Annotated in this window: 19 protein-coding genes and 1 rRNA gene (1 of these 20 cut by a window edge); 14 read left to right on the plus strand and 6 right to left on the minus strand. The window is 70.6% G+C overall.

Annotated elements, in window-relative coordinates; genetic code table 11:
- Positions 1 to 4 precede the first annotated feature (4 nt).
- Complete coding sequence (locus E0500_RS11990) at positions 5 to 934, minus strand: A/G-specific adenine glycosylase (protein ID WP_131567293.1); 930 nt, start codon at positions 932 to 934, stop codon at positions 5 to 7.
- Positions 935 to 1,125: 191 nt separating this feature from the next.
- On the opposite strand from E0500_RS11990, the gene E0500_RS11995 reads away from it, so the two are divergent.
- Positions 1,126 to 1,968, plus strand: a complete 843-nt coding sequence (locus E0500_RS11995) for a hypothetical protein (RefSeq protein WP_131567303.1) — start codon at positions 1,126 to 1,128, stop codon at positions 1,966 to 1,968.
- Between the two features lie 279 nt (positions 1,969 to 2,247).
- Here the strand turns inward: E0500_RS11995 and disA are convergent, their stop codons facing one another.
- Together disA and radA are read right to left on the minus strand one after the other, a co-directional pair.
- Positions 2,248 to 3,372 carry a DNA integrity scanning diadenylate cyclase DisA gene (gene disA, locus E0500_RS12000; RefSeq protein WP_131567305.1) on the minus strand — a complete coding sequence of 375 codons (1,125 nt, stop codon included), beginning with the start codon at positions 3,370 to 3,372 and terminating at the stop codon, positions 2,248 to 2,250.
- A gap of 81 nt (positions 3,373 to 3,453) precedes the next feature.
- A complete protein-coding gene (radA, locus tag E0500_RS12005) occupies positions 3,454 to 4,863 on the minus strand; it encodes a DNA repair protein RadA (RefSeq protein ID WP_131567307.1) in 1,410 nt (469 codons plus the stop codon).
- Positions 4,864 to 5,073: 210 nt separating this feature from the next.
- Between radA and E0500_RS12010 the strand changes: the two genes are divergently transcribed.
- Entirely contained in the window at positions 5,074 to 6,861 is a 1,788-nt protein-coding gene (locus E0500_RS12010) for a BACON domain-containing protein (protein ID WP_220140497.1), read from the plus strand.
- Positions 6,862 to 7,025: 164 nt separating this feature from the next.
- Here the strand turns inward: E0500_RS12010 and E0500_RS12015 are convergent, their stop codons facing one another.
- A complete protein-coding gene (locus E0500_RS12015; protein ID WP_131567312.1) occupies positions 7,026 to 7,946 on the minus strand; it encodes a hypothetical protein in 921 nt (306 codons plus the stop codon).
- 71 nt (positions 7,947 to 8,017) lie between these two features.
- On the opposite strand from E0500_RS12015, the gene E0500_RS12020 reads away from it, so the two are divergent.
- The 4 genes from E0500_RS12020 (at position 8,018) to ilvD (ending at position 12,752) form a co-directional block, all read left to right on the plus strand.
- Positions 8,018 to 8,950, plus strand: coding sequence for a Ppx/GppA phosphatase family protein (locus tag E0500_RS12020; protein ID WP_131567314.1), 933 nt, complete (start codon positions 8,018 to 8,020; stop codon positions 8,948 to 8,950).
- A 320-nt stretch (positions 8,951 to 9,270) separates the two neighbouring features.
- Positions 9,271 to 10,095 carry a sugar phosphate isomerase/epimerase gene (locus tag E0500_RS12025; protein ID WP_131567316.1) on the plus strand — a complete coding sequence of 275 codons (825 nt, stop codon included), beginning with the start codon at positions 9,271 to 9,273 and terminating at the stop codon, positions 10,093 to 10,095.
- Positions 10,092 to 10,706, plus strand: a complete 615-nt coding sequence (locus E0500_RS12030; protein WP_131567319.1) for a TetR family transcriptional regulator — start codon at positions 10,092 to 10,094, stop codon at positions 10,704 to 10,706. The genes E0500_RS12025 and E0500_RS12030 overlap by 4 nt, the downstream gene beginning before the upstream one ends.
- 192 nt (positions 10,707 to 10,898) lie before the next feature.
- Complete coding sequence (ilvD, locus tag E0500_RS12035; RefSeq protein ID WP_131567322.1) at positions 10,899 to 12,752, plus strand: dihydroxy-acid dehydratase; 1,854 nt, start codon at positions 10,899 to 10,901, stop codon at positions 12,750 to 12,752.
- A gap of 48 nt (positions 12,753 to 12,800) precedes the next feature.
- Here ilvD and E0500_RS12040 read toward each other — a convergent pair whose 3' ends face one another.
- Positions 12,801 to 14,894 (minus strand): protein kinase domain-containing protein, encoded by a 2,094-nt coding sequence (locus E0500_RS12040; protein ID WP_131567324.1) that lies wholly within the window; start codon positions 14,892 to 14,894, stop codon positions 12,801 to 12,803.
- Between the two features lie 391 nt (positions 14,895 to 15,285).
- Here E0500_RS12040 and E0500_RS12045 point away from each other — a divergent pair, with 391 nt between their 5' ends.
- From E0500_RS12045 to proC, 7 genes are all read left to right on the plus strand, one after another.
- Positions 15,286 to 15,615, plus strand: a complete 330-nt coding sequence (locus E0500_RS12045; protein ID WP_131567326.1) for an SH3 domain-containing protein — start codon at positions 15,286 to 15,288, stop codon at positions 15,613 to 15,615.
- Positions 15,616 to 15,637: 22 nt separating this feature from the next.
- Positions 15,638 to 15,982: an SH3 domain-containing protein gene (locus E0500_RS12050; protein WP_165935104.1), complete on the plus strand. Its 345-nt coding sequence runs from the start codon at positions 15,638 to 15,640 to the stop codon at positions 15,980 to 15,982.
- Between the two features lie 221 nt (positions 15,983 to 16,203).
- Positions 16,204 to 16,728 carry an EamA/RhaT family transporter gene (locus E0500_RS12055; protein ID WP_399119019.1) on the plus strand — a complete coding sequence of 175 codons (525 nt, stop codon included), beginning with the start codon at positions 16,204 to 16,206 and terminating at the stop codon, positions 16,726 to 16,728.
- 441 nt (positions 16,729 to 17,169) lie between these two features.
- Positions 17,170 to 17,949, plus strand: coding sequence for a class I SAM-dependent methyltransferase (locus E0500_RS12060; RefSeq protein ID WP_181586964.1), 780 nt, complete (start codon positions 17,170 to 17,172; stop codon positions 17,947 to 17,949).
- A gap of 227 nt (positions 17,950 to 18,176) precedes the next feature.
- The gene (locus E0500_RS12065; RefSeq protein WP_131572317.1) at positions 18,177 to 18,971 is read left to right on the plus strand and encodes an ABC transporter ATP-binding protein; all 795 of its coding nucleotides are present in this window, start codon (positions 18,177 to 18,179) and stop codon (positions 18,969 to 18,971) included.
- Positions 18,972 to 19,149: 178 nt separating this feature from the next.
- On the plus strand, positions 19,150 to 19,809 hold the full coding sequence (locus E0500_RS12070) for an ABC transporter permease (protein ID WP_258572751.1): 660 nt from the start codon (positions 19,150 to 19,152) through the stop codon (positions 19,807 to 19,809).
- 450 nt (positions 19,810 to 20,259) lie between these two features.
- On the plus strand, positions 20,260 to 21,072 hold the full coding sequence (proC, locus tag E0500_RS12075; RefSeq protein WP_131572220.1) for a pyrroline-5-carboxylate reductase: 813 nt from the start codon (positions 20,260 to 20,262) through the stop codon (positions 21,070 to 21,072).
- 58 nt (positions 21,073 to 21,130) lie between these two features.
- Here the strand turns inward: proC and trpS are convergent, their stop codons facing one another.
- Positions 21,131 to 22,129 (minus strand): tryptophan--tRNA ligase, encoded by a 999-nt coding sequence (gene trpS / locus E0500_RS12080; RefSeq protein WP_131572221.1) that lies wholly within the window; start codon positions 22,127 to 22,129, stop codon positions 21,131 to 21,133.
- An 831-nt stretch (positions 22,130 to 22,960) separates the two neighbouring features.
- On the opposite strand from trpS, the gene E0500_RS12085 reads away from it, so the two are divergent.
- Positions 22,961 to 23,096, plus strand: a 16S ribosomal RNA gene (locus tag E0500_RS12085); it runs 1,391 nt beyond the window's last position.

The raw sequence follows: 23,096 nt of genomic DNA on the forward strand, positions 1-23,096 counted from the left end.
GTGATCAGGCCAGCGGCAGGCGGTACAGGCCGCCCGGCAGGGGCTCCACCAATCCGTCGGAGACCAGGCCGTCGAGGGCGCGGGCGCGCTGCACGGGCTCGTCCCACACGCGGTCGAGTACGGCCTGCGGCACGGGCGCGAGCGCTTCCCGCAGTACGGCGAGGAGCTTGCCGCGGACCTGGCGGTCGGTGCCGGCGTATGTCTGACCGCGGCGAGCCGGACCCTCGTGCGCGGGCTTCCCGGCGAGCCGCCACGCGCACAGCGCGGCGATCGGGCAGCGCTGGCACGTCTCGTTCTTCGCCGTGCACACCAGGGCGCCGAGCTCCATGCTGGCGGCGGCCCAACGGGAGGCGGTGCGCTCGTCGTCGGGCAGCAGTTCGCGGGCGAGCCTGCGCTCGGCGGCGGTCGTCGCGTTGGGCGGGTACTGCACGCCGGTGACCGCGCGGGCGAGGACGCGACGGACGTTGGTGTCGAGGACGGCGTGCCGCTGCCCGTACGCGAACGACGCGACAGCGGCGGCCGTGTACTCCCCGATGCCGGGCAGCGCGAGCAACTGCGCGTGCTCCGTCGGTACGTCGCCGCCGTGCCGTTCCGTTATGGCGACCGCGGCGCCGTGCAACCGGAGGGCGCGCCGCGGGTAACCGAGGCGGCCCCAGGCGCGTACGGCCTCTCCGGGTGCCTCCTTGGCGAGGTCGGCGGGGCGGGGCCAGCGGGCCAACCACTGCTCGTAGACGGGCAGGACGCGGTTGACGGGGGTCTGCTGCAGCATGAACTCACTGACCATCACCCCCCAGGACCCGGCCTCGGGCCGCCGCCACGGCAGGTCACGGGCGTGTGCTTCGAACCAGTCGATGACCGGCTCGTGAAGGGTGCCTCCGGCGGACGTCGGCATGGTGGGGGTGTGGGAGCTCGGGGTGTGCGTGGGTGCAGTCATGGCACTTCGATCCTGCCATGCAGAGGTGGCGGAGTGTGCGTATCGGGTTGCGGTGGGTGGGTCGTGGTCGCCTTCCTGAGGACTGAGAGCACCCGCGAGGCGCTGTATCCAGGATGATGATCCGGAGAAAGTAGTGCGGGGGCGGCGGGGTGGGGCAGGGTAAGTGGCGGATCTCTCGTAGAGTTTGCGGCGTGGGATCTTTGCGCAATCCGGTCGGGCCGCTTCCCTCCTCCATCTACTGGCGACGGAGGGCTGTTCTGCTGACAGTCCTCGCCCTGTTGGCGCTGCTCGCCACCTGGGTCGTCGTCGCCAGCAGCGGCGGGAACGGCAAGGACACTGCGAACGGGTCCGACGGCAAGAACCCCGTGCCCTCGATCACGCCGGGTCCCACCGGTTCCGGGCCCGCGATCAGCCAAGCCCCCGGCGGGCGCGACGAGTCGCCCGGAAGCGGAGGCGACACTTCTGGTTCCGGTGACGGCTCGGACGGCTCGGGCAACTCGAACGACGGCTCCGGCTCGGGGGACGCCGGCGGTTCCGGGTCGAGCAGTGGTTCGGGCGGTGGCTCCAACGGCGACGGCAGCGGCGCGGACGGCGGCGCCTCCGGCGATCAGGTCCCGGCCGGGTCGAGCCTGCCCAACTGCACCGCCGAAGCAGTCAAGTTGACGGTGCGCAGCGCCCAGAACACGTATGAGCCCAGTGAGAAGCCCACCTTCGAGTTGATCGCCCGGAACTCCTCGGGCAGCGACTGCAAGGTCGATCTCGGCCCGCGGAAAGCCGTGGTGACGATCACTCAGGCCGACGGCGACGAAGAGATCTGGTCCTCCGCCGACTGCCCGCAGAGCGCCGGCAGCCTCACCTTCCGCGTGCGCGCCGAGGGCAGCGCCACCTACACGGTCGCGTGGGACCGCAAGCCCAGTGCCCCCAACTGCGAGACTCCGCCGAGCGGTTCGGCCGCCGCAGGCACGTACCTGGTGGAGGCGAAGGCTCCGGGGCTGGTGAAAGCACAGACGTCGTTCGTCCTGGCGAAGGACTAGAGGGACTAGAACGAACCAGGCGAGCCTCAGGCTCATCAGTCGGATTAGCGGTCCGTAGCGATCCTGTGGCAGGCTGTCACGCGCACGCCCGGCGCCCAGGCGACGTCGGGCACCCTCCTCGGTGAGATCGCGAGACCTCACCGACCAGCGTCCGGAGGGACGTGCCACGAGGGCTGACGGTTCCCGCCGTTCGGCACCAGGGCACGAAGGCGATTGGCTCACATCCCTGAGCAACACTGGGGATCCCTAAGCCAATCTGAGACGCTGAGCCCAAGGCCGCTAGACATACCTCTCAAGAATCGACGACTCCGCCAGCCGCGATAGCCCCTCCCGTACGCTGCGCGCCCGCGCCTCACCGACGCCGTCGACCGTCTGGAGGTCGTCCACGCTCGCCGCGAGCAGCTTCTGCAGGCCGCCGAAGTGCTCCACCAGCCGGTCGATGATCGCGCCCGGCAGCCGCGGCACCTTGGCCAGCAGCCGGAAACCGCGCGGCGACACGGCGGAGTCCATCCCCTCGGGGGAGCCCGTGTAGCCCAACGCCTTGGCCACCGTGGACAGTTCGAGCAGCTCCGCGTGCGTGAGCGCGTCGAGTTCGGCGAGGGCCTCGTCGACCGTACGGGAACGTTTGGCCGTCGGCTCGGGTACGTAGTCCCGGACCACCAGCTCGCGCTCCGGCTCCACGCCCGCGATCAACTCGTCCAGCTGCAGGGCGAGGAGACGTCCGTCCGTGCCCAGCTCCACCACGTACTCGGCGATCTCCGTGGCGATGCGGCGCACCATCTCCAGCCGCTGGGCCACCGCCGAGACGTCGCGGACCGTCACGAGGTCCTCGATCTCCAGGGCGGAGAGCGTGCCCGCGACCTCGTCCAGGCGGAGCTTGTACCGCTCCAGGGTCGCGAGGGCCTGGTTGGCGCGGGAGAGGATCGCCCCCGAGTCCTCCAGGACGCGGCGCTGCCCGTCGACGTAGAGCGCGATGAGCCGCATGGACTGGGAGACCGAGACGACCGGGAAGCCCACCTGCCGGGAGACGCGGTCCGCCGTGCGGTGCCGGGTGCCCGTCTCCTCCGTCGGGATCGTCGGGTCGGGCACCAGCTGCACGCCGGCCCGCAGGATCTTCGACAGGTCCGAGGACAGCACGATGCCGCCGTCGAGCTTGCACAGCTCCCTCAGGCGGGTCGCCGTGAACTCGACGTCCAGGACGAAGCCGCCGGTGCACAGTGCCTCGACGGTCTTGTCGGAGCCGAGCACGATGAGCCCGCCGGTGTTGCCGCGGAGCACCCGCTCCAGTCCGTCGCGCATGGCCGTACCCGGCGCCACCGCGCTCAGAGAGGTGCGCATCAGGCCATCGGAACCGGCACTCCCACCGGACTTTCCGGGAGCTGCCACCCGGTCGTTGGCTGCCACTGCACTCCTCCGGTCGCAGGTTCTGGGGCGCTCCCGTTTCGCACACCTGGTTCGTACGGACGGGCGAGACCTGGGCAAAGTCTACCGGCGGTCCTCCGCGTCCCGTGGGGCCTCTCGGCGACGGGAGCGCGGGAGGACTCTCAGAGCGTCCCCCATGTCGGCCACTTCCAGGACCTTCATGCCCGGCGGAATCCTGCCGGGATCGCCCGGTACGAGGGCGTGCGTGAAGCCGAGGCGGTGGGCTTCGGCGAGGCGCCGCTGGACGCCCGTGACGCGTCTCACCTCGCCCGCGAGGCCCACCTCGCCGATCGCGACGAGGTTCTTGGGCAGCGGGGTGTCACTCGCGGCCGACGCCAGCGCGAGTGCGATCGCGAGGTCCGCGGCCGGTTCCGAGAGCCTCACACCGCCGACCGTCGCGGAGTAGATATCCCTTTTGCCCAGAGCGCTGATCCGGCCGCGCTGCTCCAGGACGGCGAGCATCATCGAGACACGGGAGGTCTCCAGGCCGGAGGTCGTACGGCGCGGGGAGGGGATCTGCGAGTCGACCGTGAGTGCCTGGACTTCGGCCACCAGCGGGCGGCGGCCCTCCAGCGTCACGGTGAGGCAGGTGCCGGGCACCGGCTCGTCGCGCCGGGTCAGGAACAGACCGCTCGGGTCGGCCAGCCCTGTGATGCCCTCGTCGTGCAGCTCGAAGCAGCCGACCTCGTCCGTCGCCCCGTAGCGGTTCTTGACGCCTCGTACGAGCCGCAGGCGCGCGTGCCGGTCGCCCTCGAAGTGCAGCACCACGTCCACGAGGTGCTCCAGCAGGCGCGGACCCGCGATCGCGCCGTCCTTCGTGACGTGGCCCACAAGGAGGGTGGCCATGCCGCGCTCCTTGGAGGCGCGGATCAGGGCTCCGGCCACCTCGCGGACCTGGGCCATACCGCCGGGGGCGCCGTCGATCTCCGGGGACGCCACGGTCTGCACCGAGTCGAGGATCAGCAGCGACGGCTTCACCGCGTCCAAGTGGCCCAGCACGGCGGCCAGGTCGGTCTCCGCCGCGAGGTACAGGTCGTCGTGGATGGCGCCGATGCGGTCGGCGCGCAGCCGGACCTGGCTCGCCGACTCCTCGCCCGTGACGTACAGCGTGCGGTGGTCGCCGCCCGCCGCCTTGGCCGCCACGTCCAGCAGCAGCGTGGACTTGCCGACACCGGGTTCGCCCGCGAGGAGGACGACGGCTCCGGGGACGAGTCCGCCGCCGAGGACGCGGTCCAGCTCGGGCACGCCGGTGGTGCGGGCGGTGGCCTGGCGCCCGTCGACCTGGCCGATCGGCACCGCGGACGTCGTGACGCGGCCCGGTGCCGTCGTACGGACCGCGGGCGTGCCGTACTCCTCGACCGTCCCCCATGCCTGGCATTCGGGGCAGCGGCCGAGCCACTTGGCCGTCTGCCAGCCGCACTCGGTGCAGCGGTAGGACGGCCGGTCCTTGGTGGTCTTGGTACGGGCAGCCATGGACGAAACCGTAACGGAGCCCACTGACAGCACGGCCCCCGCATGACGGGGCTGCGCCCCGAGGCCCCGCGTTCTGGGCCACCCGACCGGGTGCAGGCGGCGGAATCAGGCGTTCCTGTCCCCTTATGAGGGATCGTTTCACCCGTACGGATTAAATGTGCGCAAGGAGGAAGAAGGGACCATTGCCCGCCGCATACGGTCCCATGGGTGATGAGCAGCACCCCGCAGATCTCCACCCGCACCGCCGGCGCACACCGAGCGCACCGCGAGGCACAGGACCGGGCGGCCACGCGCACCCGGACGCAAGCCCCGCCCGTCCGCCACGAGCCCTACGAGCCGTACCTGGACGGCCTGTTCACCTACTGCCTGTCCGTCCTGTGCGACCACGACACGGCGACCGCCGCCCTGGCCGACGGCCTCGCCCTCGCCGAGCGTCGCCGGGGCCCCGACGCCCCGGACGACCGCAGGGCCTGGCTGTACGCTCTGGCCCGCTGGGCGTGTCTGCGCAAACTGGCCGAGGCCAAGCAGAAACGTCAGGGCACGCATGCCTCCGGCCGCCACGGCGCCGAGAAGCAGCGCGCTCAGAAGTCCGAGAAGCAACGCGCACAGAAGCCCGCACCTGGCCTCCCCGCGGAACTCCAGGCACAGCGGCAGCGCGAACTCACCCTGCTCGCCTGGCCCGAGGCCGCCGGCACGACACCCGAGCAGCGCGAGGCCCTCGAACTCGCCGTACGCCACCAGCTCGCCGCCCAGGAGGTCGCCGCCGTCATCGGCCAGGCCCCCGCCGCCGCACGCGAACTGCTCGCCTCCGCCGCCTGCGAGGTGGAGCGCACCCGGGCCGCCCTCGCCGTCGTCGAGACCGGAGGCTGCCCGAGCGTCGCCCGGCTCACCGGCGACCACCAGCTCGTCCTCAGCGCCACCCTGCGCCGCGAGCTCGTCCGGCATGTCGACGACTGCCCCCACTGCCGCCGCACCGCCGAGCGCGCCACCCCCGGCCGCTGGCCCGGCACCAGCGTCACACCCGCCGCGCTCCCCGTACTCGAAGCCCCGCGCGCGGCCCTGCACTCGGCGATGGCCCACCTCACGCGCGCGCGTGGCGGTGCCCCACGCTTCGACCGGCGCGGCTTCCCCATGGACCCCCGGGACCGCGCGGCCCGCCGCGACCGCCTGCGCGCGCGTGCCGTGACGACGACCGTCGTCGCCACCGTCGTCGCCGCGCCCGTCCTCGCCCTCTGGGCCGCCTACCGGGGGGCGCCCTCGACCGGCGAGGGCAGCGGCGACCGCACCGCCGCCGCGCGCGAGAGCCACGGCGCCGACGGGCTCGCAGGCGAGGAAACGGGCGAGTACGAGAACGCCGGCAACGCCAGCGCCCGGCCGGACGCCCGCTACGACCAACCGGGCAAGCACGCCTCCGACGTCTCCGTGGAAGTCGTCAGCACCGCCGGAAAGGGCGCCGGAACACTCACGGTGCAGGCCGCCGGCCGTGGCGACACCACGCTCATCACCCTGACCGCGTCCGGGACCTCACCGGTCCACTGGTCCGCGCACACCGGCCAGAACTGGCTCTACCTCAGCCGGTCCTCGGGAACCCTCGCCCCCGGCGAATCGCTGACGATCAAGGTGTACGTCGACCATCTGCGCGAGCCGGCCGGGTACTGGAGCGCACGGGTGTCCATCGGGCCCACGCGGGACGTCGTCTCCATCCAGGGGTACGGGAGCGCCCCGCTGCCGAGCCGCCCTCCGCGGCCCACCCCGCCCGGGCCGCGGCCCGCGCCGAGTTCCCCTCCTCCGACGTCCGCGCCCGACCCCACGCCCAGCGACCCGGGGTCGGCCGATCCGACGCCTACGCCGTCCCCGTCGGACCCATCTCCCTCGGACCCGAGCCCGTCGGATCCGAACCCGTCGGACCCGGGTAGCCCGGACCCGGGCTCCTCGGGCCCCGAAGGATCGACCCTGGCGCCCAGTGGCAGTGGCGAAGCGAGTCCCTCTGAGGGATAGCCGGAAGCGGCCCGAAGCGTCTGCCGGGTTGCTGTGGTGTGCGGAGTGCCGGTTTTCCGTGGCTGGTCGCTCCCCCACTCTCGGCTGCGCTCGAGCGGGGGGAACCCCATCGCGGCGGAGCCGCACATTGATACAGCCCCGCGCCCCTTCGGGACGCAGCCCCCTCAGCCCACCGGATCCACCGGATCCGCCGGATGCGGGGCCACCAGCGGCAGCCGCGACGCCAGGCGCTCCTCGCAGAGCTCGGCCAACCGGTCGTACCCCGCCTTGCCCATCAGTTCGACCAGCTCCGGACGGTACGAGACGTACACCGGGTCGCCCGCTCCGTGGGCCGAGGTCGCCGACGTGCACCACCAGTGGAGGTCGTGCCCGCCCGGGCCCCAGCCGCGCCGGTCGTACTCGCCGATGGAGACCTGGAGCACCCGGGTGTCGTCGGGCCGGTCGATCCACTCGTACGTCCGCCGGATCGGCAGCTGCCAGCAGACATCCGGCTTGGTCTCCAGGGGCTCGCGGCCCTCCTTGAGCGCCAGGATGTGCAGCGAACAACCCGCGCCGCCCGGGAAGCCCGGCCGGTTCTGGAAGATGCACGAGCCCTGGTACGGGCGCGTCTGCCGCTCCCCGTCCTCGTCCTCGGAGACCCAGCCGGTCTTCGTGCCCACGTCGTGGTGCTGCCAGATCTCGGGTGTGAGCCTCGCCACGTGCTCGGCCACCCGCTTCTCGTCGTCCTCCTCCGAGAAGTGCGCGCCCAGCGTGCAGCAGCCGTCGTCCGCGCGGCCCGCCTGGATGCCCTGGCAGCCGCTTCCGAAGACGCAGTTCCAGCGGGAGGTCAGCCAGGTCAGATCGCAGCGGAAGACCTGCTCGTCGTCCGCAGGATCAGGGAACTCCACCCACGCGCGCGCGAAGTCGAGCCCCTTCTCGTCGGGCTCCGGGGCGTACGAGGCGCCCTTCCCCGGCTTCGTGGATGTGGCAGGCTTCGCCCGCGAAGAACCCTTGGCGGATTCGGCGGCCTCGGTCGGCTTGGCCGCTTTGATCGGCTTGGTCGGCTTGGCCGCCTTGTCGTTCTTCGCCTTTTTCGTCTTTGGCACGGGTCCAGAGTAAGTCCACGCGGCGACAACGAGGACTGCGCGGGCTCCCGCGGGCAGTAGCGTTTCCGTACATGAGACTCGGTGTCCTCGACGTAGGTTCGAACACGGTGCATCTACTGGTCGTGGATGCACACCCAGGCGCGCGCCCGCTGCCCGCGCACTCGCACAAAACGGAGCTGCGGCTCGCTCAACTCCTCGACGGCAGCGGGGCGATCGGCCCCGAGGGGGTCGAGAGCCTGATAGGCGTCGTCCAGGAGGCGCTGCAGGCCGCCGAGGACAAGGGTGTCGAATCCGTGCTGCCGTTCGCCACGTCCGCCGTGCGCGAGGCCAGCAACGCGGACGACGTCCTCGCGCGCGTGCGCGAGGAGACGGGCGTCGAGCTGACGGTCCTGACCGGCGAGGAGGAGGCCCGCCTGACCTTCCTGGCCGTACGCCGCTGGTACGGCTGGTCGGCGGGCAAGCTGCTGGTCCTGGACATCGGCGGCGGCTCCCTGGAGATCGCGTACGGCATGGACGAGGAGCCGGAGCGAGCGGTGTCGCTGCCGCTCGGCGCTGGCCGGCTGACGGCCGGATGGCTGCCGGGGGACCCGCCCGACCCGGCGGACATAAGGGCGCTCCGCCGCCATGTGCGGGCGGAGATCGCCCGTACGGTGGGGGAGTTCAGCCGCTTCGGCGCCCCCGACCACGTGGTTGCCACGTCGAAGACCTTCAAGCAGCTGGCCCGGCTGGCCGGCGCCGCCCGCTCCGCCGAGGGCCTCTACGTCCAGCGCGAGCTGAAGCGGGCTTCCCTGGAGGACTGGGTGCCGCGGCTCGCCGGGATGACCGCCGCCCAGCGCGCGGACCTCCCCGGAGTCTCCGAGGGCCGCGCCGGCCAGCTCCTCGCGGGCGCCCTGGTCGCCGAGGGCGCCATGGACCTCTTCGGCGTGGAAAACCTGGAGGTCTGCCCCTGGGCCCTGCGAGAGGGCGTGATCCTGCGGCGACTGGATCACATGGGTTCGTCATAGTTCGTCATAGAGGGGGCTGAGGCCGCGCCCCAAAGGGGCGCGGGGAACTGCGCGCCCAGCCCCAAACACCCCGCACCCGCGCACGGCGAAGTCCACGACGACGGGAAGGCGCCCCGGCCCGCTGCCGGAGGCACCCCGCACCCGCCCGTGGCGAAGTCCACGACGACGGGAAGGCGCCCCGGCCCGCTGCCGGAGGCACCCCGCACCCGCCCGCGGAGAAGCGCCCAACGGCGCACAGGCACCCCCAGCCCAACCGCCGGAGGCACAGGGCATCCCACCTCCCCGGCCCACAGACCGAGACCACCCCGTAATCTGTCCCCGTGGCAGAACCAGTGGTGCGCATCCCGGATGCGAAGGTCGCGCTGTCCACGGCCTCCGTCTATCCGGAGTCGACAGCGACGGCTTTCGAGATCGCCGCGCGCCTCGGGTACGACGGAGTCGAGGTCATGGTGTGGACCGACCCGGTCAGCCAGGACATCGAGGCCCTGCGCCGCCTCAGCGACTACCACCAGATCCCCATCCTGGCCGTCCACGCCCCCTGCCTGCTGATCACCCAGCGCGTGTGGTCCACCGACCCCTGGATCAAGCTCCAGCGCGCCCAGGCCGCCGCCGAGAAGCTCGGCGCCGGCACCGTCGTCGTCCACCCGCCCTTCCGCTGGCAGCGCCAGTACGCCCGTGACTTCATCACCGGGATCTGGCGCATGGCGAACGAGACGGACGTACGGTTCGCCGTCGAGAACATGTACCCCTGGCGCTACCGCGACCGCGAGATGCTCGCCTACGCCCCCGACTGGGACGTCACGCGGGACGACTACCGTCACTTCACGATCGACCTCAGCCACGCCGCGACGGCCCGTACCGACGCCCTCCAGATGCTCGACCGCATGGGCGACCGCCTCGGTCACGTCCACCTCGCCGACGGGGGCGGCTCCAACAAGGACGAGCACCTGGTCCCCGGCCGCGGCACCCAGCCCTGCGCCGAGGTGCTGGAGCGCCTCGCGCACACCGGCTTCGACGGCCACGTGGTCATCGAGGTCAACACCCGCCGCGCGATGTCCGGCGCCGAGCGCGAGGCCGACCTGGCGGAGGCCCTCGCCTTCACCCGGCTGCATCTCGCCTCGGCAGTGAAGGTGCCGCGGCCGTGACCGCGGCCACCCCCCGCCGCAGGGGACGCCCCTCCCGTACGGAGTCGGCCGACGCCCCGGCCGCCCGCGACCGCATCCTCGAGGCGGCCCGCGAGGAGTTCTCGGAGCGCGGCTACGACAAGACGTCGGTGCGCGGCATCGCCAAGGCCGCCGGGGTGGACTCGGCGCTCGTCCACCACTACTTCGGCACCAAGGAGCAGGTCTTCGAGGCGGCCATCTCGATCGCTGTCGCACCCGCCCTGGGCGCCCCCAAGGCGGTTGAGGAGGGCCCTCTCGACAGCGTCGGTGAGCGGCTGACCCGGTTCTTCTTCGGCATCTGGGAGACCCCGGCGACCCGTACGCCTCTCCTCGCGATCGTCCGTTCAGCCGTGAACAACGAGACCGCGGCCGCCGTGTTCCGCCGCATCATCGCCGCGCAGCTGCTGCGCCGCATCGCCGGCCGCCTGGACGTCCCGGACGCCGAGATCCGCGCCGAACTCGCCGCCGCGCAGCTCGTGGGCATCGCCATGCTGCGGTACATCATCAGGATCGACCCGCTGGCGTCGGCGGACCCGGAGCAGATCATCGCGCGGGTGGCACCGGTGGTACAGGCACACCTGACCGGGCCCTGAGCCCTCAGCTCCCAGCCGCCTACCCTGAGCCGCCCCGCGCGGGCACCGCCCCCCCCGAGACACACATCCCGCATTCCGGACAGCGTGTCCACCCCTTGGTTCACGGGCGTAGGCTCGGCAACAGTCAGAAGTCTCCCGTCAGAAGTCATCCAGTCAGAAGTCTCTGATCGCAGTCTCAAAGGAGCGAGCGCGATGCCCGAGCTGAGGTCCCGCACAGTCACCCACGGCCGCAACATGGCGGGCGCCCGTGCCCTTATGCGGGCCTCCGGTGTACCGGGCGCGGACATCGGGCGGAAGCCGATCATCGCGGTGGCCAACTCGTTCACCGAGTTCGTGCCGGGGCACACCCACCTCCAGCCGGTCGGCCGGATCGTCTCCGAGGCCATCCGTGAGGCGGGCGGCATCCCGCGCGAGTTCAACACGATCGCGGTCGACGACGGCATCGCGATGGGCCACGGCGGCATGCTGTACTCGCTGCCCTCCCGCGACCTGATCGCCGACAGCGTGGAGTACATGGTCGAGGCCCACTGCGCCGACGCCCTGATCTGCATCTCCAACTGCGACAAGATCACCCCGGGCATGCTGAACGCCGCCCTGCGGCTGAACATCCCCACGGTCTTCGTCTCCGGCGGCCCCATGGAGTCCGGCCGCGCCACGCTCGTCGACGGCACCGTCCGCACGCTCGACCTGGTCGACGCGATCTCCGACGCCGTGAACGACAAGGTCTCGGACGAGGACATCCTCCGCATCGAGGAGAACGCCTGTCCGACCTGCGGCTCCTGCTCCGGCATGTTCACCGCCAACTCGATGAACTGCCTGACCGAGGCGATCGGTCTCTCCCTCCCCGGCAACGGCTCGGTCCTGGCCACCCACACGGCCCGCAAGGCGCTGTACGAGGACGCGGCCCGCACGGTCATGGACATCACCCGCCGCTACTACGAGCAGGACGACGAGTCGGTCCTGCCGCGCTCGATCGCCACCTTCGCGGCCTTCGAGAACGCCATGGCCCTCGACATCGCCATGGGCGGCTCCACCAACACGATCCTGCACCTGCTGGCCGCGGCCCAGGAGGCGGAGGTCCCCTTCGGCCTGAACGAGATCGACGCGGTCTCGCGCCGGGTGCCCTGCCTCGCCAAGGTCGCCCCGAACGTCGCCAAGACGCGCACGTACTACATGGAGGACGTGCACCGCGCCGGCGGTATCCCCGCCCTGCTCGGCGAGCTGCACCGCGGGGGCCTGCTCAACGAGGACGTGCACTCCGTGCACAGCCCGTCCCTGGCGGACTGGCTGAAGACCTGGGACGTGCGCGGCGGGTCGCCCTCGCCCGAGGCGGTCGAGCTGTGGCACGCGGCCCCCGGCTGCGTCCGCTCCGCCGAGGCCTTCTCCCAGTCCGAGCGCTGGGAGGCCCTGGACGAGGACGCCGAGGACGGCTGCATCCGCTCCGTGGAGCACGCGTACTCCAAGGACGGCGGCCTGGCCGTCCTCAAGGGCAACCTGGCCGTCGACGGCTGCGTGGTGAAGACGGCCGGCGTCGACGAGTCGATCTGGACGTTCGAGGGCCCGGCGGTGGTCTGCGAGTCGCAGGAGGAGGCCGTCCAGAAGATCCTCACCCAGCAGGTCAAGGAGGGCGACGTCGTCGTCATCCGCTACGAGGGCCCCAAGGGCGGCCCCGGCATGCAGGAGATGCTCTACCCGACCTCGTACCTGAAGGGCCGCGGCCTCGGCAAGGCCTGCGCCCTGATCACGGACGGCCGCTTCTCCGGCGGCACCTCGGGCCTGTCCATCGGCCACGCCTCCCCGGAGGCGGCGTCCGGCGGCACGATCGCGCTCGTCGAGGACGGCGACCGTATCCGCATCGACATCCCGAACCGTACGATCGAGCTCCTCGTGGACGACGCCGAACTGTCCCGCCGCGAGCAGGCCCTGAACGGCGCGTACGTCCCCAAGAACCGCGACCGCAAGGTCTCCGCCGCCCTCCGCGCCTACGCCGCGATGGCCACGAGCGCCGACAAGGGCGCGGTGCGGGACGTGACGAAGCTGGGCTGAGGGTTCTTCACGTCGCAGGGCCGCCCCTTGGGGGCGGCCCTGCGCATGTCACCAGTCCAACGGGTTGCGCCCGTCCAGCCCGAAGACCGTGCCGTCGGGGGCGCTCGCGTAGACGCGGCCGTCGACGACCACCGGCTCGGGCAGCGCGGCCGCGACCTGGTCCCCGTGTGTGCCGAGTCGCGGTGGGGTCTGGCCGATGAGCCTTCCCTTGTTGGCGTCGACGGCGAGCAGTCGCCCGTCGGCCGCGGTGAAGTAGACGTGCCTGCCGTCCGCGACCGGCGCCGAGCCACGGCTCACGGACGTTTCGATATGCCACAGCTGTTGTCGCACATCCATGTCGAAGGCCTCCAGTGAGCCACCGGCGGCCAGGAGGTAGACGACCGCGCCGCGCACGGTGGCACTGACGCCCTCGCGCGGGACGGGCAACGCCACCCTGCGCGTCGCCTTGGACTCCGGGGTGTAGCGGACCACGGCTTTCGTGTTCCCGTAGGCCTCGTCGTGGGAGAGGAAGAAGACCGACCCGCCCGCGGCGCCGAAGGGCTTCAGCGTCCCCTTCAGGTGCGCGTCCCACCGCACATCACCCGTGTTCGGATCCACGGCGGTGACATGCGTGCTCGATCCGTCGTCGGAGATGCTCGCCGTGTACGCCATCGGGTCCCCGGCGAACGAGGTGAAGTACGGCATGCTCTGGCCGGGGAACCCACGGCTCCATTCGGTGTCGCCCGTTGCGCTGTTCACGCCGGTTACCGTCCCGTCGGAACGGGTGAGCAGGAGCATGCCGTTCACCTGCTGCACCCCGTTGCTCTCGGATGTGTTCCGCTGCCAGCGCGTCTTTCCCGAGGCGGGATCCAGCGCCTCCAGGCGTCGGCTGCCGTCCGTCAAGGGCTGGACGAGACCACCCGACACGACCGGCGGCCCGCTCCTGGCCGTCCTGGCGACGGGGTGCCGCCACAGCCGGGTGCCGTCGGACGGGTCGAGGGCGAAGACCAGCCCCTGCTGTGCGCAGAGCAGTTTCCCAGCTCCGAGGGAACAATGGGGCGCACCCCCGTCGGCAGAGACGGGCTTCGCTTCCCACACACGGAACGCGGCCGACGTGGTCCGGGGAGCGGCGCTGTTCGGCGCGGTGGTCGGCTCCTCGTGCGACAGGACCGGGACGAGCGCACCGCTGACGACGAGGACGAGTGCCCCGCCGACGAGGACCACATTCCTGCGCAGACGCTTCTTGGGCGGTTGTTCCGGCTCCTCGACACGGGGCTCGGGCCTCGGGACATCACCTGACCGCTGTGCCGGTATGAACACCTGCGTGTCGCACGAGGCCGCCACCGACCGCAGTTCCCGCATGAGCTCGTCAGGAGTGGGCCGGTCCTCGGGCTCCTTGGCGAGGCAGCGCAACACGAGCGGCGCGAGATTCTCCGGTACGTCGGTCAGGTCCGGCTCGTGGTGCACGACCTGGTACGCGACCACGTAAGGGCTGTCGGAGTCGAACGGGCCACGCCCCGTCGCCGCGTGCACCATCACCGAGCCCAGCGCGAAGATGTCGGCCGCGGGCCCGACCTCCCTCGGGCGACGGAACTGCTCGGGTGCCATGAACGGCGGAGTACCGATCAATTTCCCGGTCTCGGTCCGCAGTTCGCTGTCCTTCGGCCGGGAGATGCCGAAGTCGATGACCTTGGGACCGTCCTCGGCGAGCAGTACGTTGCTGGGCTTCAGGTCCCGGTGGACGACCCCGACCCGATGGATGTCACGCAGCGCCTCCGCCAGCCCGGCCATCAACTGCCGCAACTGGGTCGCGGTCATGGGCCCGTTCCGCTTTATGTGGTCGGACAGGGTGAGTCCCGGAATGAACAGCGTGGCCATCCAAGGCCGTTCGGCCTCGGGATCGGCGTCGACGACGGGCGCGGTGAAGGCACCGCTCACCCTGCGGGCAGCGGCCACCTCCTGCCGGAAACGGCCCCTGAACTCGGGATCCCTGGCGAACTCGGCATGTACGACCTTCACCGCGAGCTTCATCCCCGAGGTGCTCCGGGCCAAATGCACCACGCCCATCCCGCCGGAGCCCAGGCAGGACTCCAGACGGTAGTGACCGGCGTACTCGGGAAGTTCCGGTTCCGCGCTCGCTCCGGTGTTGCGCTGTGGCGCCATGGACCACCCCCGTGCTGTTCGTACGCGCGCGCGACGCACGGAGCCTAGTCGATGACTCGTACGAGACCGAGGCGGCTTGCCAGTGGCTTGTCACGCAGCCGTGGCCAGGTGATCGGTCCATGATCGGATCGGTGATTCTCACGCGAAGGTACAGCTTCTGACCGGGCCGGCGGGCACGCAGAACCTTGAGCAGGCCGAGGAACTGGCGCCACCGCTTGCGCTGCCGGATGCGGTAGTACAGCTTGTCGGTGGCGAGATCGAGGGTGGCTGGCCGACGCTGTGTGAAGAGCCGGCCTCCGGGGGTAGGTTGCGCACACAGATTTCACGGCGAGTTTCACGGGAATCAACGAGGCTCCATGACAGTCATGGGGTCCAACGGGGGAGGTTTTTCATGTCTGTTGAGCGCGTTCCACAGGCCGAGGGCGACGAAGCGGCGGAGGCCGTCACCACGGTGGCAGCCACGCCCAGGGCCCTGCGCTACTACCCGGTCGCCCCGGGCGTGCGCCTCAACGTCCGCAGCGGCCCCGGTACCGGCTACACCATCGTCCGGGTCCTGCCCGAAGGGGCCAAGGTCCCGATCTTCTGCCAGAGCCCGGGTACGACGGTCACGGGCCCGTACGGCACGAGCAACATCTGGGACAACATCGGCGACGCCGAGTACGTCTCGGACGCGTACGTCCACACGGGTAGCGACGGCTACGTCGCCTCCCGCTGCGGCTGATCTCACCGACGAGAGGACAATCATGACGTCGAGGAAACGCAGATCCGTTCTCCTGGCCGGTGGCGCCGCCGGAGCCCTTCTCATGGTGCTGGGCTCGTCCACGACCGCCTCGGCGGAGGTGCGCTACTACCCGGTCGCCCCCGGTGTCAGTGTCAACGTCCGCAGCGGCCCGGGCACCAACTACAGCATCGTGCGCGTCCTGCCGGCGGGCTCCCAGGTCCCGATCTGGTGCCAGCGTCCTGGCGAGACGATCAGCGGCCCGTACGGCACGACGAACATCTGGGACAACATCGCTGACGGCCAGTACGTCTCGGACGCGTACGTGTACACGGGCAGCGACGGCTACGTGGCACCGCGCTGCGCATAAAGCCGGCGAGAGGCTCCTGAGCCTCATGAGATGAGAGCCGGTCGTGTACGGCACGACTCTCGGGCCAACGGTCAGGCCCGGCTCGGCCCGACCCGGGCCGTGCCCGCGCAACAAACGCGGGCACGGCCCTTCCGACGTCGTGGTGCGACGGCCGGCGGAGTCACCCGGAGCGGCATGGGCCCAGCGGAGACCGCCTCCATAACCGCAGCCATAATTGCCGCGTGAGCGACGAGCAGAACGGCATTCCGGTCAACGGCACTCCGGCCCACCCCACCGCGGCGACCCCCAAGGGCCCGCGCCCCGAACCCATCCGGTTCTTCGGGACGACGTGGCTCAACCACGACGACGGCTACCGGGCCCGCCGCGTGGCGGTGTCCGCCGGCTCGCTCGCCGCGGCCGCGGTCGCCTGCGTGGTGCTCCGGCTGGCCTACCAGGGTCTGCAGATCGCGGCCGTGGGCGGCTGGGTCAGCCTGCTCATCGTGGTGATGTTCGCAGCGTGCAGCGCGCTGGCCTTCGGCCACACCTGGGGCGCGTTCACCAAGCGCCCCGACCCGGACCGCCAGGCCTCCCTGCGCGGCCTCATGACCATCGGCTTCGTCGGCTCCCTCCTCGCCTACTTCTTCCGCTCCCTCGCCGAGGCCCCCGGCGAGAAGCTCCACCGCGAGGAGTACGAGAAGGCCCGCACCCAGTACGACCGCCGCACATCCCGCCGCACAGGCAACCCGGCCCGCCGACGCCGCGGCTAGGGGGCTTCTGATGGCTCTCCGCGGCGTCGCGCCGCCCGGCACGTTCCCCCACTGCCTTAAGGGCGTGGGAGGTGCCCCACTCGGCGCACCGTACTAAAGCCCTAGTAGCTCCTCTCCCAGTCTCCACTCCTCCCCCACTCTCGGCTCCGCTCGAGCGGGGGGACCCCCATGCCCGGGGGCGCCCCATCGAGGACTTCCGCCCGGCACGCCGAGAGCACGCACCGAACGCCGCTCCTTCTTCCACGGAGATCCATCAGAAGCCCCCTAACCCGGTGCGCCGGTCGGTAGTCCGGTGCAGTGGCCGGCCGGTCCCGAACTGTCACACCCTCCCGGTCCGACAAACCCGCACATGATCGACCCACCGACCGCCAGCACCGCCTCCCTCCCCCTCACCCGGCACACTCCCTGGCCCAAGCCCCCCACCGCCGCCACCATGGCCGTATGGCCACGCCCTCCCGCACCACCCACGCCCACTCCTTCAACGCCGCCGCAGCCCAGTACGCCGCAAACCGCCCCTCCTACCCACCACCCCTCTTCGACGCGATCGAGAACATCGCGACCCGCCCCCTCGCCGGCTCACGCGCGATAGACGTGGGGGCCGGCACGGGCATCGCCACCACGCTCCTCCACCAACGCGGCGCCCATGTCCTCGCCGTGGAACCGGGCGACGGCATGACGACCCAGTTCCGCCGCACCCACCCGCACATCCCGATCATCCGAGGCAACGGCGACGCCCTCCCCCTGGCCACCGCCTCCGCCGACTTCATCACCTACGCCCAGGCCTGGCACTGGACGGACCCCGCCCGCTCCCTCCCGGAGGCGATGCGCGTCCTCCGCCCGGGCGGCGCACTGGCCCTCTGGTGGAACACCAGCGCCTCCGACGTCCCGTGGATCGCGGCCCAGAGCCAACGCATCGACGCGTATATGGGCGGTGACGTCACCACCGTGCGCGGCTCCGGCCGCCGCACCCGCACCGAAGAGGTGTTCGCCGGAGCCCCGCACCACCCGGACTGCACCCTCCGCGAACTCCGCTGGAGCCGCACCGTCCCGATCGACACCCACCTCGCCAACATCGGCAGCCACTCGGTCTTCCTGGTCCTCGGCGAGGAGGCCACCCACACCTTCCTCACGGAGGAGCGCGCCCTCCTCCTCGACACGTTCCCGAACGGCATGATCGAAGAGGTCTACGACGTCGTACTGATCGTCGTGCCCCGCCCCTGACCCTCGTTCCGTCCGACTGCCGCAAGCCCTCCACCCCGTCCAGCAGCTCCGGCAACCACAGGAACGCGGCGTCGCCGACCACCCGCACCACCAGCTCTCTCCGGTCCCATGCCCGCGCTGCCTCTCATGCCCACGCACCCGCACGAGGACCGCAGGCCCTGCCCCTCCCCGCGAATTCCAGGCGCCCTGGCTTGACGCCTTCACCCCACAGGCGCACTATTCATCGCATGATGAATTCCGTGTCGGACCCGCCCGACCTCCCGGCCGTCCGAGCCCAGGACCTCTCGGTCGTACGCGGCCCCCGCACGGTCCTCTGCTCCCTGGACTTCACTGTCCCGCCCGGCCAGATCACCGGGCTGCTCGGCCCTTCCGGGTGCGGCAAGTCCACCCTGATGCGGGCAATCGTCGGCACTCAGGCCAAGGTCATGGGCACCTTGGAGGTCCTTGGCCTCCCCGCCGGCGCTGCCCCCCTTCGCTCCCGAATCGGCTACGTCACCCAAGCCCCCTCCGTCTACGACGACCTCACGGTCCGCCAGAACCTCGACTACTTCGCCGCGATCCTCGACCCCGGGCGCGCCGCCGCCGAGCGCCGCCGAGCAACCGTCACCCGAGCCATCACCGACGTCGACCTCACCTCCCACGCCAACGCCCTGGCGGGCAACCTCTCCGGAGGCCAACGCAGCCGCGTCTCCCTGGCCGTCGCTCTCCTGGGCACCCCCGAACTCCTCGTCCTCGACGAGCCCACGGTCGGCCTGGACCCCGTCCTCCGTCGAGACCTCTGGACTCTGTTCCACACCATCGCCGCAGACCGCGGCGCGACCCTGCTGGTCTCCTCCCACGTCATGGACGAGGCCGAGCGCTGCCACCGTCTCCTCCTGATGCGCGAGGGCCGTCTCCTTGCCGACGACACCCCCGACGCCTTGCGCACCCGCACCGGCGCCGAGACCGTCGAAGCCGCGTTCCTGCACCTGGTCGACGAGGCCGCCGCGGCGAGCGCCCCGGAAAAGGAGCGGGCCCGATGAAAACCCCGTCCCCAACCCCGACGACCACCGAGCACACGAATCCGAACACCCCCGCCGCCCCCGCCCCGGCTCCCGGAGCTCGCGGAACTACCGGAGCGCGATCAACTACTCCCGTACGACGGCGACAGCGACCCGCGTCCTGCGCCAACTGGCCCACGACCCCCGCACCATCGCGCTGATGCTCCTCATCCCATGCGTGATGCTCTTCCTGCTCCGCTACGTGTTCGACGGAAGCCCGCGCACCTTCAACAGCATCGGCGCATCGCTGCTGGGTATCTTCCCCCTGATCACGATGTTCCTGGTCACGTCCATCGCCACCCTGCGCGAACGCACCTCCGGCACCCTCGAACGCCTCCTCACCCTGCCCCTCGGCAAGGCCGACCTCATCGCGGGCTACGCCCTGGCCTTCGGCACCCTGGCGATCATCCAGTCAGCCTTGGCCACTGGCCTGGCCGTCTGGTTCCTGGACCTGGACGTCACCGGCTCCCCCTGGCTCCTCCTCGTCGTCGCCGTCCTGGACGCCCTCCTCGGCACCGCCCTGGGCCTCTTCATCTCGGCCTTCGCGACCTCCGAGTTCCAGGCGGTCCAGTTCATGCCGGCCGTGATCTTTCCTCAACTCCTCCTCTGCGGCCTCTTCACCCCCCGGCCGGACATGCACCCCGTCCTGGAAGCCATCTCCAACGCCCTCCCCATGTCCTACGCAGTCGACGGCATGAACGAGGTCCTCAAGAACACTGACCTGACCGCCAACTTCATCCGCGACGTCCTGATCGTGGCTGCCTGCGCCCTACTGGTCCTGGCCCTGGGAGCCGCCACCCTGAGACGCCGAACAACATGAGCCGTTCCGCCCTCCTCTGCCCCTGGGCTCGCCTGGGGGCTGCACCCCCAGACCTCCGCTGATCTTTCAGCCCTTCTGGCGTCTGAGGAGCGGGGGTCCGGGGCTGGCTGCCAACACGCTGGTTTCCGGGGTCGGCCCTGACGGGGGACCGTGTACGGGCCCCAGAGAGAGGGCCGGGGGCGAAGCCCCGAAGCGCCGGCCGGGGCGCGATCTCGAAGCGTGAGGCCCGGGGCGGTGCCCCGAATCCCAGGGCTCCAGGGGGCGTAGCCCTCCTGGCGGGGTCGCAGGGGCGGAGCCCCTGCGATGGGACAGGTAGGGGCGGCGCGAGCGAAACACCCCTCCAGCCACCCAGGCCCCGCAACATCCCGCCCACCGGACAGCTCCCCCCAACCGGCACCCCCAGTGCGAGGATGACCCAAGGACGACGCACCCCCGGAGGGCACCCGCACCATGACCCACAAAGTCGCAGTCCTCGGCACAGGAAAGATCGGCGAAGCCCTGCTCAGCGGCATGATCCGAGCAGGCTGGGCCCCGCAGGACCTCCTGGTCACCGCGCGCCGCTCTGAGCGAGCAGAAGAGCTCCGGTCCCGCTACGGAGTCACGCCGGTCACCAACCCCGAGGCCGCCAAGACCGCCGACACCCTCATCCTCACGGTCAAGCCCCAGGACATGACCACCCTCCTCGAAGAACTCGCCCCGCACATCCCCAGCGGCCGACTGGTCATCAGCGGCGCAGCGGGCATCACCACCTCCCTCATCGAGGAGCACCTGGCCCAGGGCACCCCCGTCGTCCGCGTCATGACGAACACCCCCGCCCTCGTCGACGAGGCCATGTCCGTGATCTCCGCCGGCAGCCACGCCAGCCAGGCCGACCTCGCCCACGCCGAAGAGATCTTCGGCGCCGTCGGCAAGACGCTCCGCGTCCCCGAGGCCCAGCAGGACGCCTGCACCGCCCTCTCCGGCTCGGGCCCGGCGTACTTCTTCTACCTGGTCGAAGCCATGACCGACGCGGGCATCCTGCTCGGCCTGCCCCGCGACAAGGCCCACGACCTCATCGTCCAGTCCGCCATCGGCGCCGCCACCATGCTCCGCGACAGCGGCGAACACCCCGTCAAACTCCGCGAGAACGTCACCTCCCCCGCAGGCACCACGATCAACGCCATCCGCGAACTGGAGAACCACGGCGTACGAGCCGCCCTCATCGCCGCCCTCGAAGCGGCCCGCGACCGCAGCCGCGAGCTCGCCTCCGGCAGCAGCAGCTAGGAACCCCGGGTGGAGCCGGACCCGCCCCCGGCTCCACCTCTGTTCCATGCGCCGCTCCCTAGCCAGGCGGCAGCAACCCCATCGCCCGATACGCCGCGTCCACCCTCGGCCGCGCCATCTCCCTGGCCCGCTCCGCGCCACTGCGCAACACCCCCTCCACGTACGCAGGATCCGCGCACAACTCCTTGTGCCTCTCCTGTACGGGCCTGAGGACCTCGACCACGGCCTCCGCGGTGTCCTTCTTCAAAGCGCCGTACGACTCGTATACACCGCTCAGGTCCTCGGGGTTCCCACCCTCACAGGCCGCGAGAATCTCCAGCAGATTCGTGACCCCCGGACGCCCCTCCCGGTCGTACGCGACATCCCGCCCGCTGTCGGTCACGGCCCGCATGACCTTCTTCCGCACGACGTCCGGCTCATCGAGCAGATAGACGATCCCCGGCCCGACGTCATCGCTCTTCCCCATCTTCGCCGCCGGCTCCTGCAGGTTCATGACCCGCGCCGCGACCTTCGGATGCGTCGCCCGGGGCACCACGAACGTGTGCCCGTACCGCTGGTTGAACCGCACCGCCACATCCCGCGTCAGCTCCACGTGCTGCGCCTGGTCGTCCCCCACCGGCACCTCATCGGTCCCGTACGCAAGGATGTCGGCCGCCATCAGCACGGGATACGTCAGCAACGACAGCCGAACACTCCCACCCCGCGCCCCCTCGCGCGCCGCCTTCTCCTTGTACTGGATCATGCGCCGCATCTCCCCGTCGGTGGCGACGCACTCCAGCACGTACGACAACCGCGCGTGCTCGTCCACATGACTCTGCACGAACACGGTGCACACCTCGGGATCGAGCCCCGACGCCAACAACAGGGTCGCCGCCTGCCGACTGAGCCTGCGCACCCGCGCCGGATCATGGTCCACGGTCAGTGCGTGCAGATCGACGATGCAGAACAGCGCATCCGCCTGGTGCTGGTCGACCGCAGCCCACCGCCGCATGGCCCCCAGGTAGTTCCCCAGCGTCAGATGCCCGGTCGGCTTCACCCCACTGAAGACCCGCGTCATCTCCCTCTCCACCTCTCCGGTCAGGACCGCCACTGCCCGCCGGCCGGGTCCTCCAGGAGGGAGAAACAAGAACGGCCGCCGGATTGGCGGCCGTCGAGTGCATACGTGAGTACGGCCGCCGTCAGGCGGCCCACCACAGCTGGGTGCACGTACGCGTAGTCATAGACGTCAGACTACGCCCCAGGAGTGCTCCCGGGAGCGAAGTTGACACGCCTCGGCGCGGTACGTAGTGTTCTCCGGGTTGCCCGACGTGAGCGCCGACTCCGGTCGGTCCCCGGGCAACCATTCCGCAGGTATCAACTGACAAACGGCGATCCGTCGTCGTGACGCTGTCATGCGTATTTACGGAATGAGGAATCCGCGTTCGAAAGGGCGCAGCCCCCGATTAGCTCGGGAGTCGGGAATCCGCTAAAGTCTCACTCGTCGGAACGGCCCAGCGGCCGGGAAGGCAACCCCCTCCGACTGGGAATCAGGACCGAAAGGATCTGATAAAGTCGGAACCGCCGGAAAGGGAAGCGCGAAAGCGACTGACCTGGAAAGCGCCGAGGAAATCGGATCGGAAAAAGATCTGATAGAGTCGGAAACACCGAAGGGAAGCGCCCGGAGGAAAGCCACGAGAGAGTCTCTCGGGTGAGTACAAAGGAAGCGTCCGTTCCTTGAGAACTCAACAGCGTGCCAAAAATCAACGCCAGATATGTTGATACCCCGTCTCTCCCGGTTCCGGGAGGGCGAGGTTCCTTTGAAATAACACAGCGAGGACGCTGTGAGCCGGGGGGATTATTCCTCCTCCTGGTTCCGCTCTCGTGGTGTCATCCCGATTACGGGAAAACATTCACGGAGAGTTTGATCCTGGCTCAGGACGAACGCTGGCGGCGTGCTTAACACATGCAAGTCGAACGATGAAGCCCTTCGGGGTGGATTAGTGGCGAACGGGTGAGTAACACGTGGGCAATCTGCCCTTCACTCT

The organism is Streptomyces sp. KM273126 (assembly GCF_004337435.2).
GTDB lineage: Bacteria > Actinomycetota > Actinomycetes > Streptomycetales > Streptomycetaceae > Streptomyces > Streptomyces acidicola.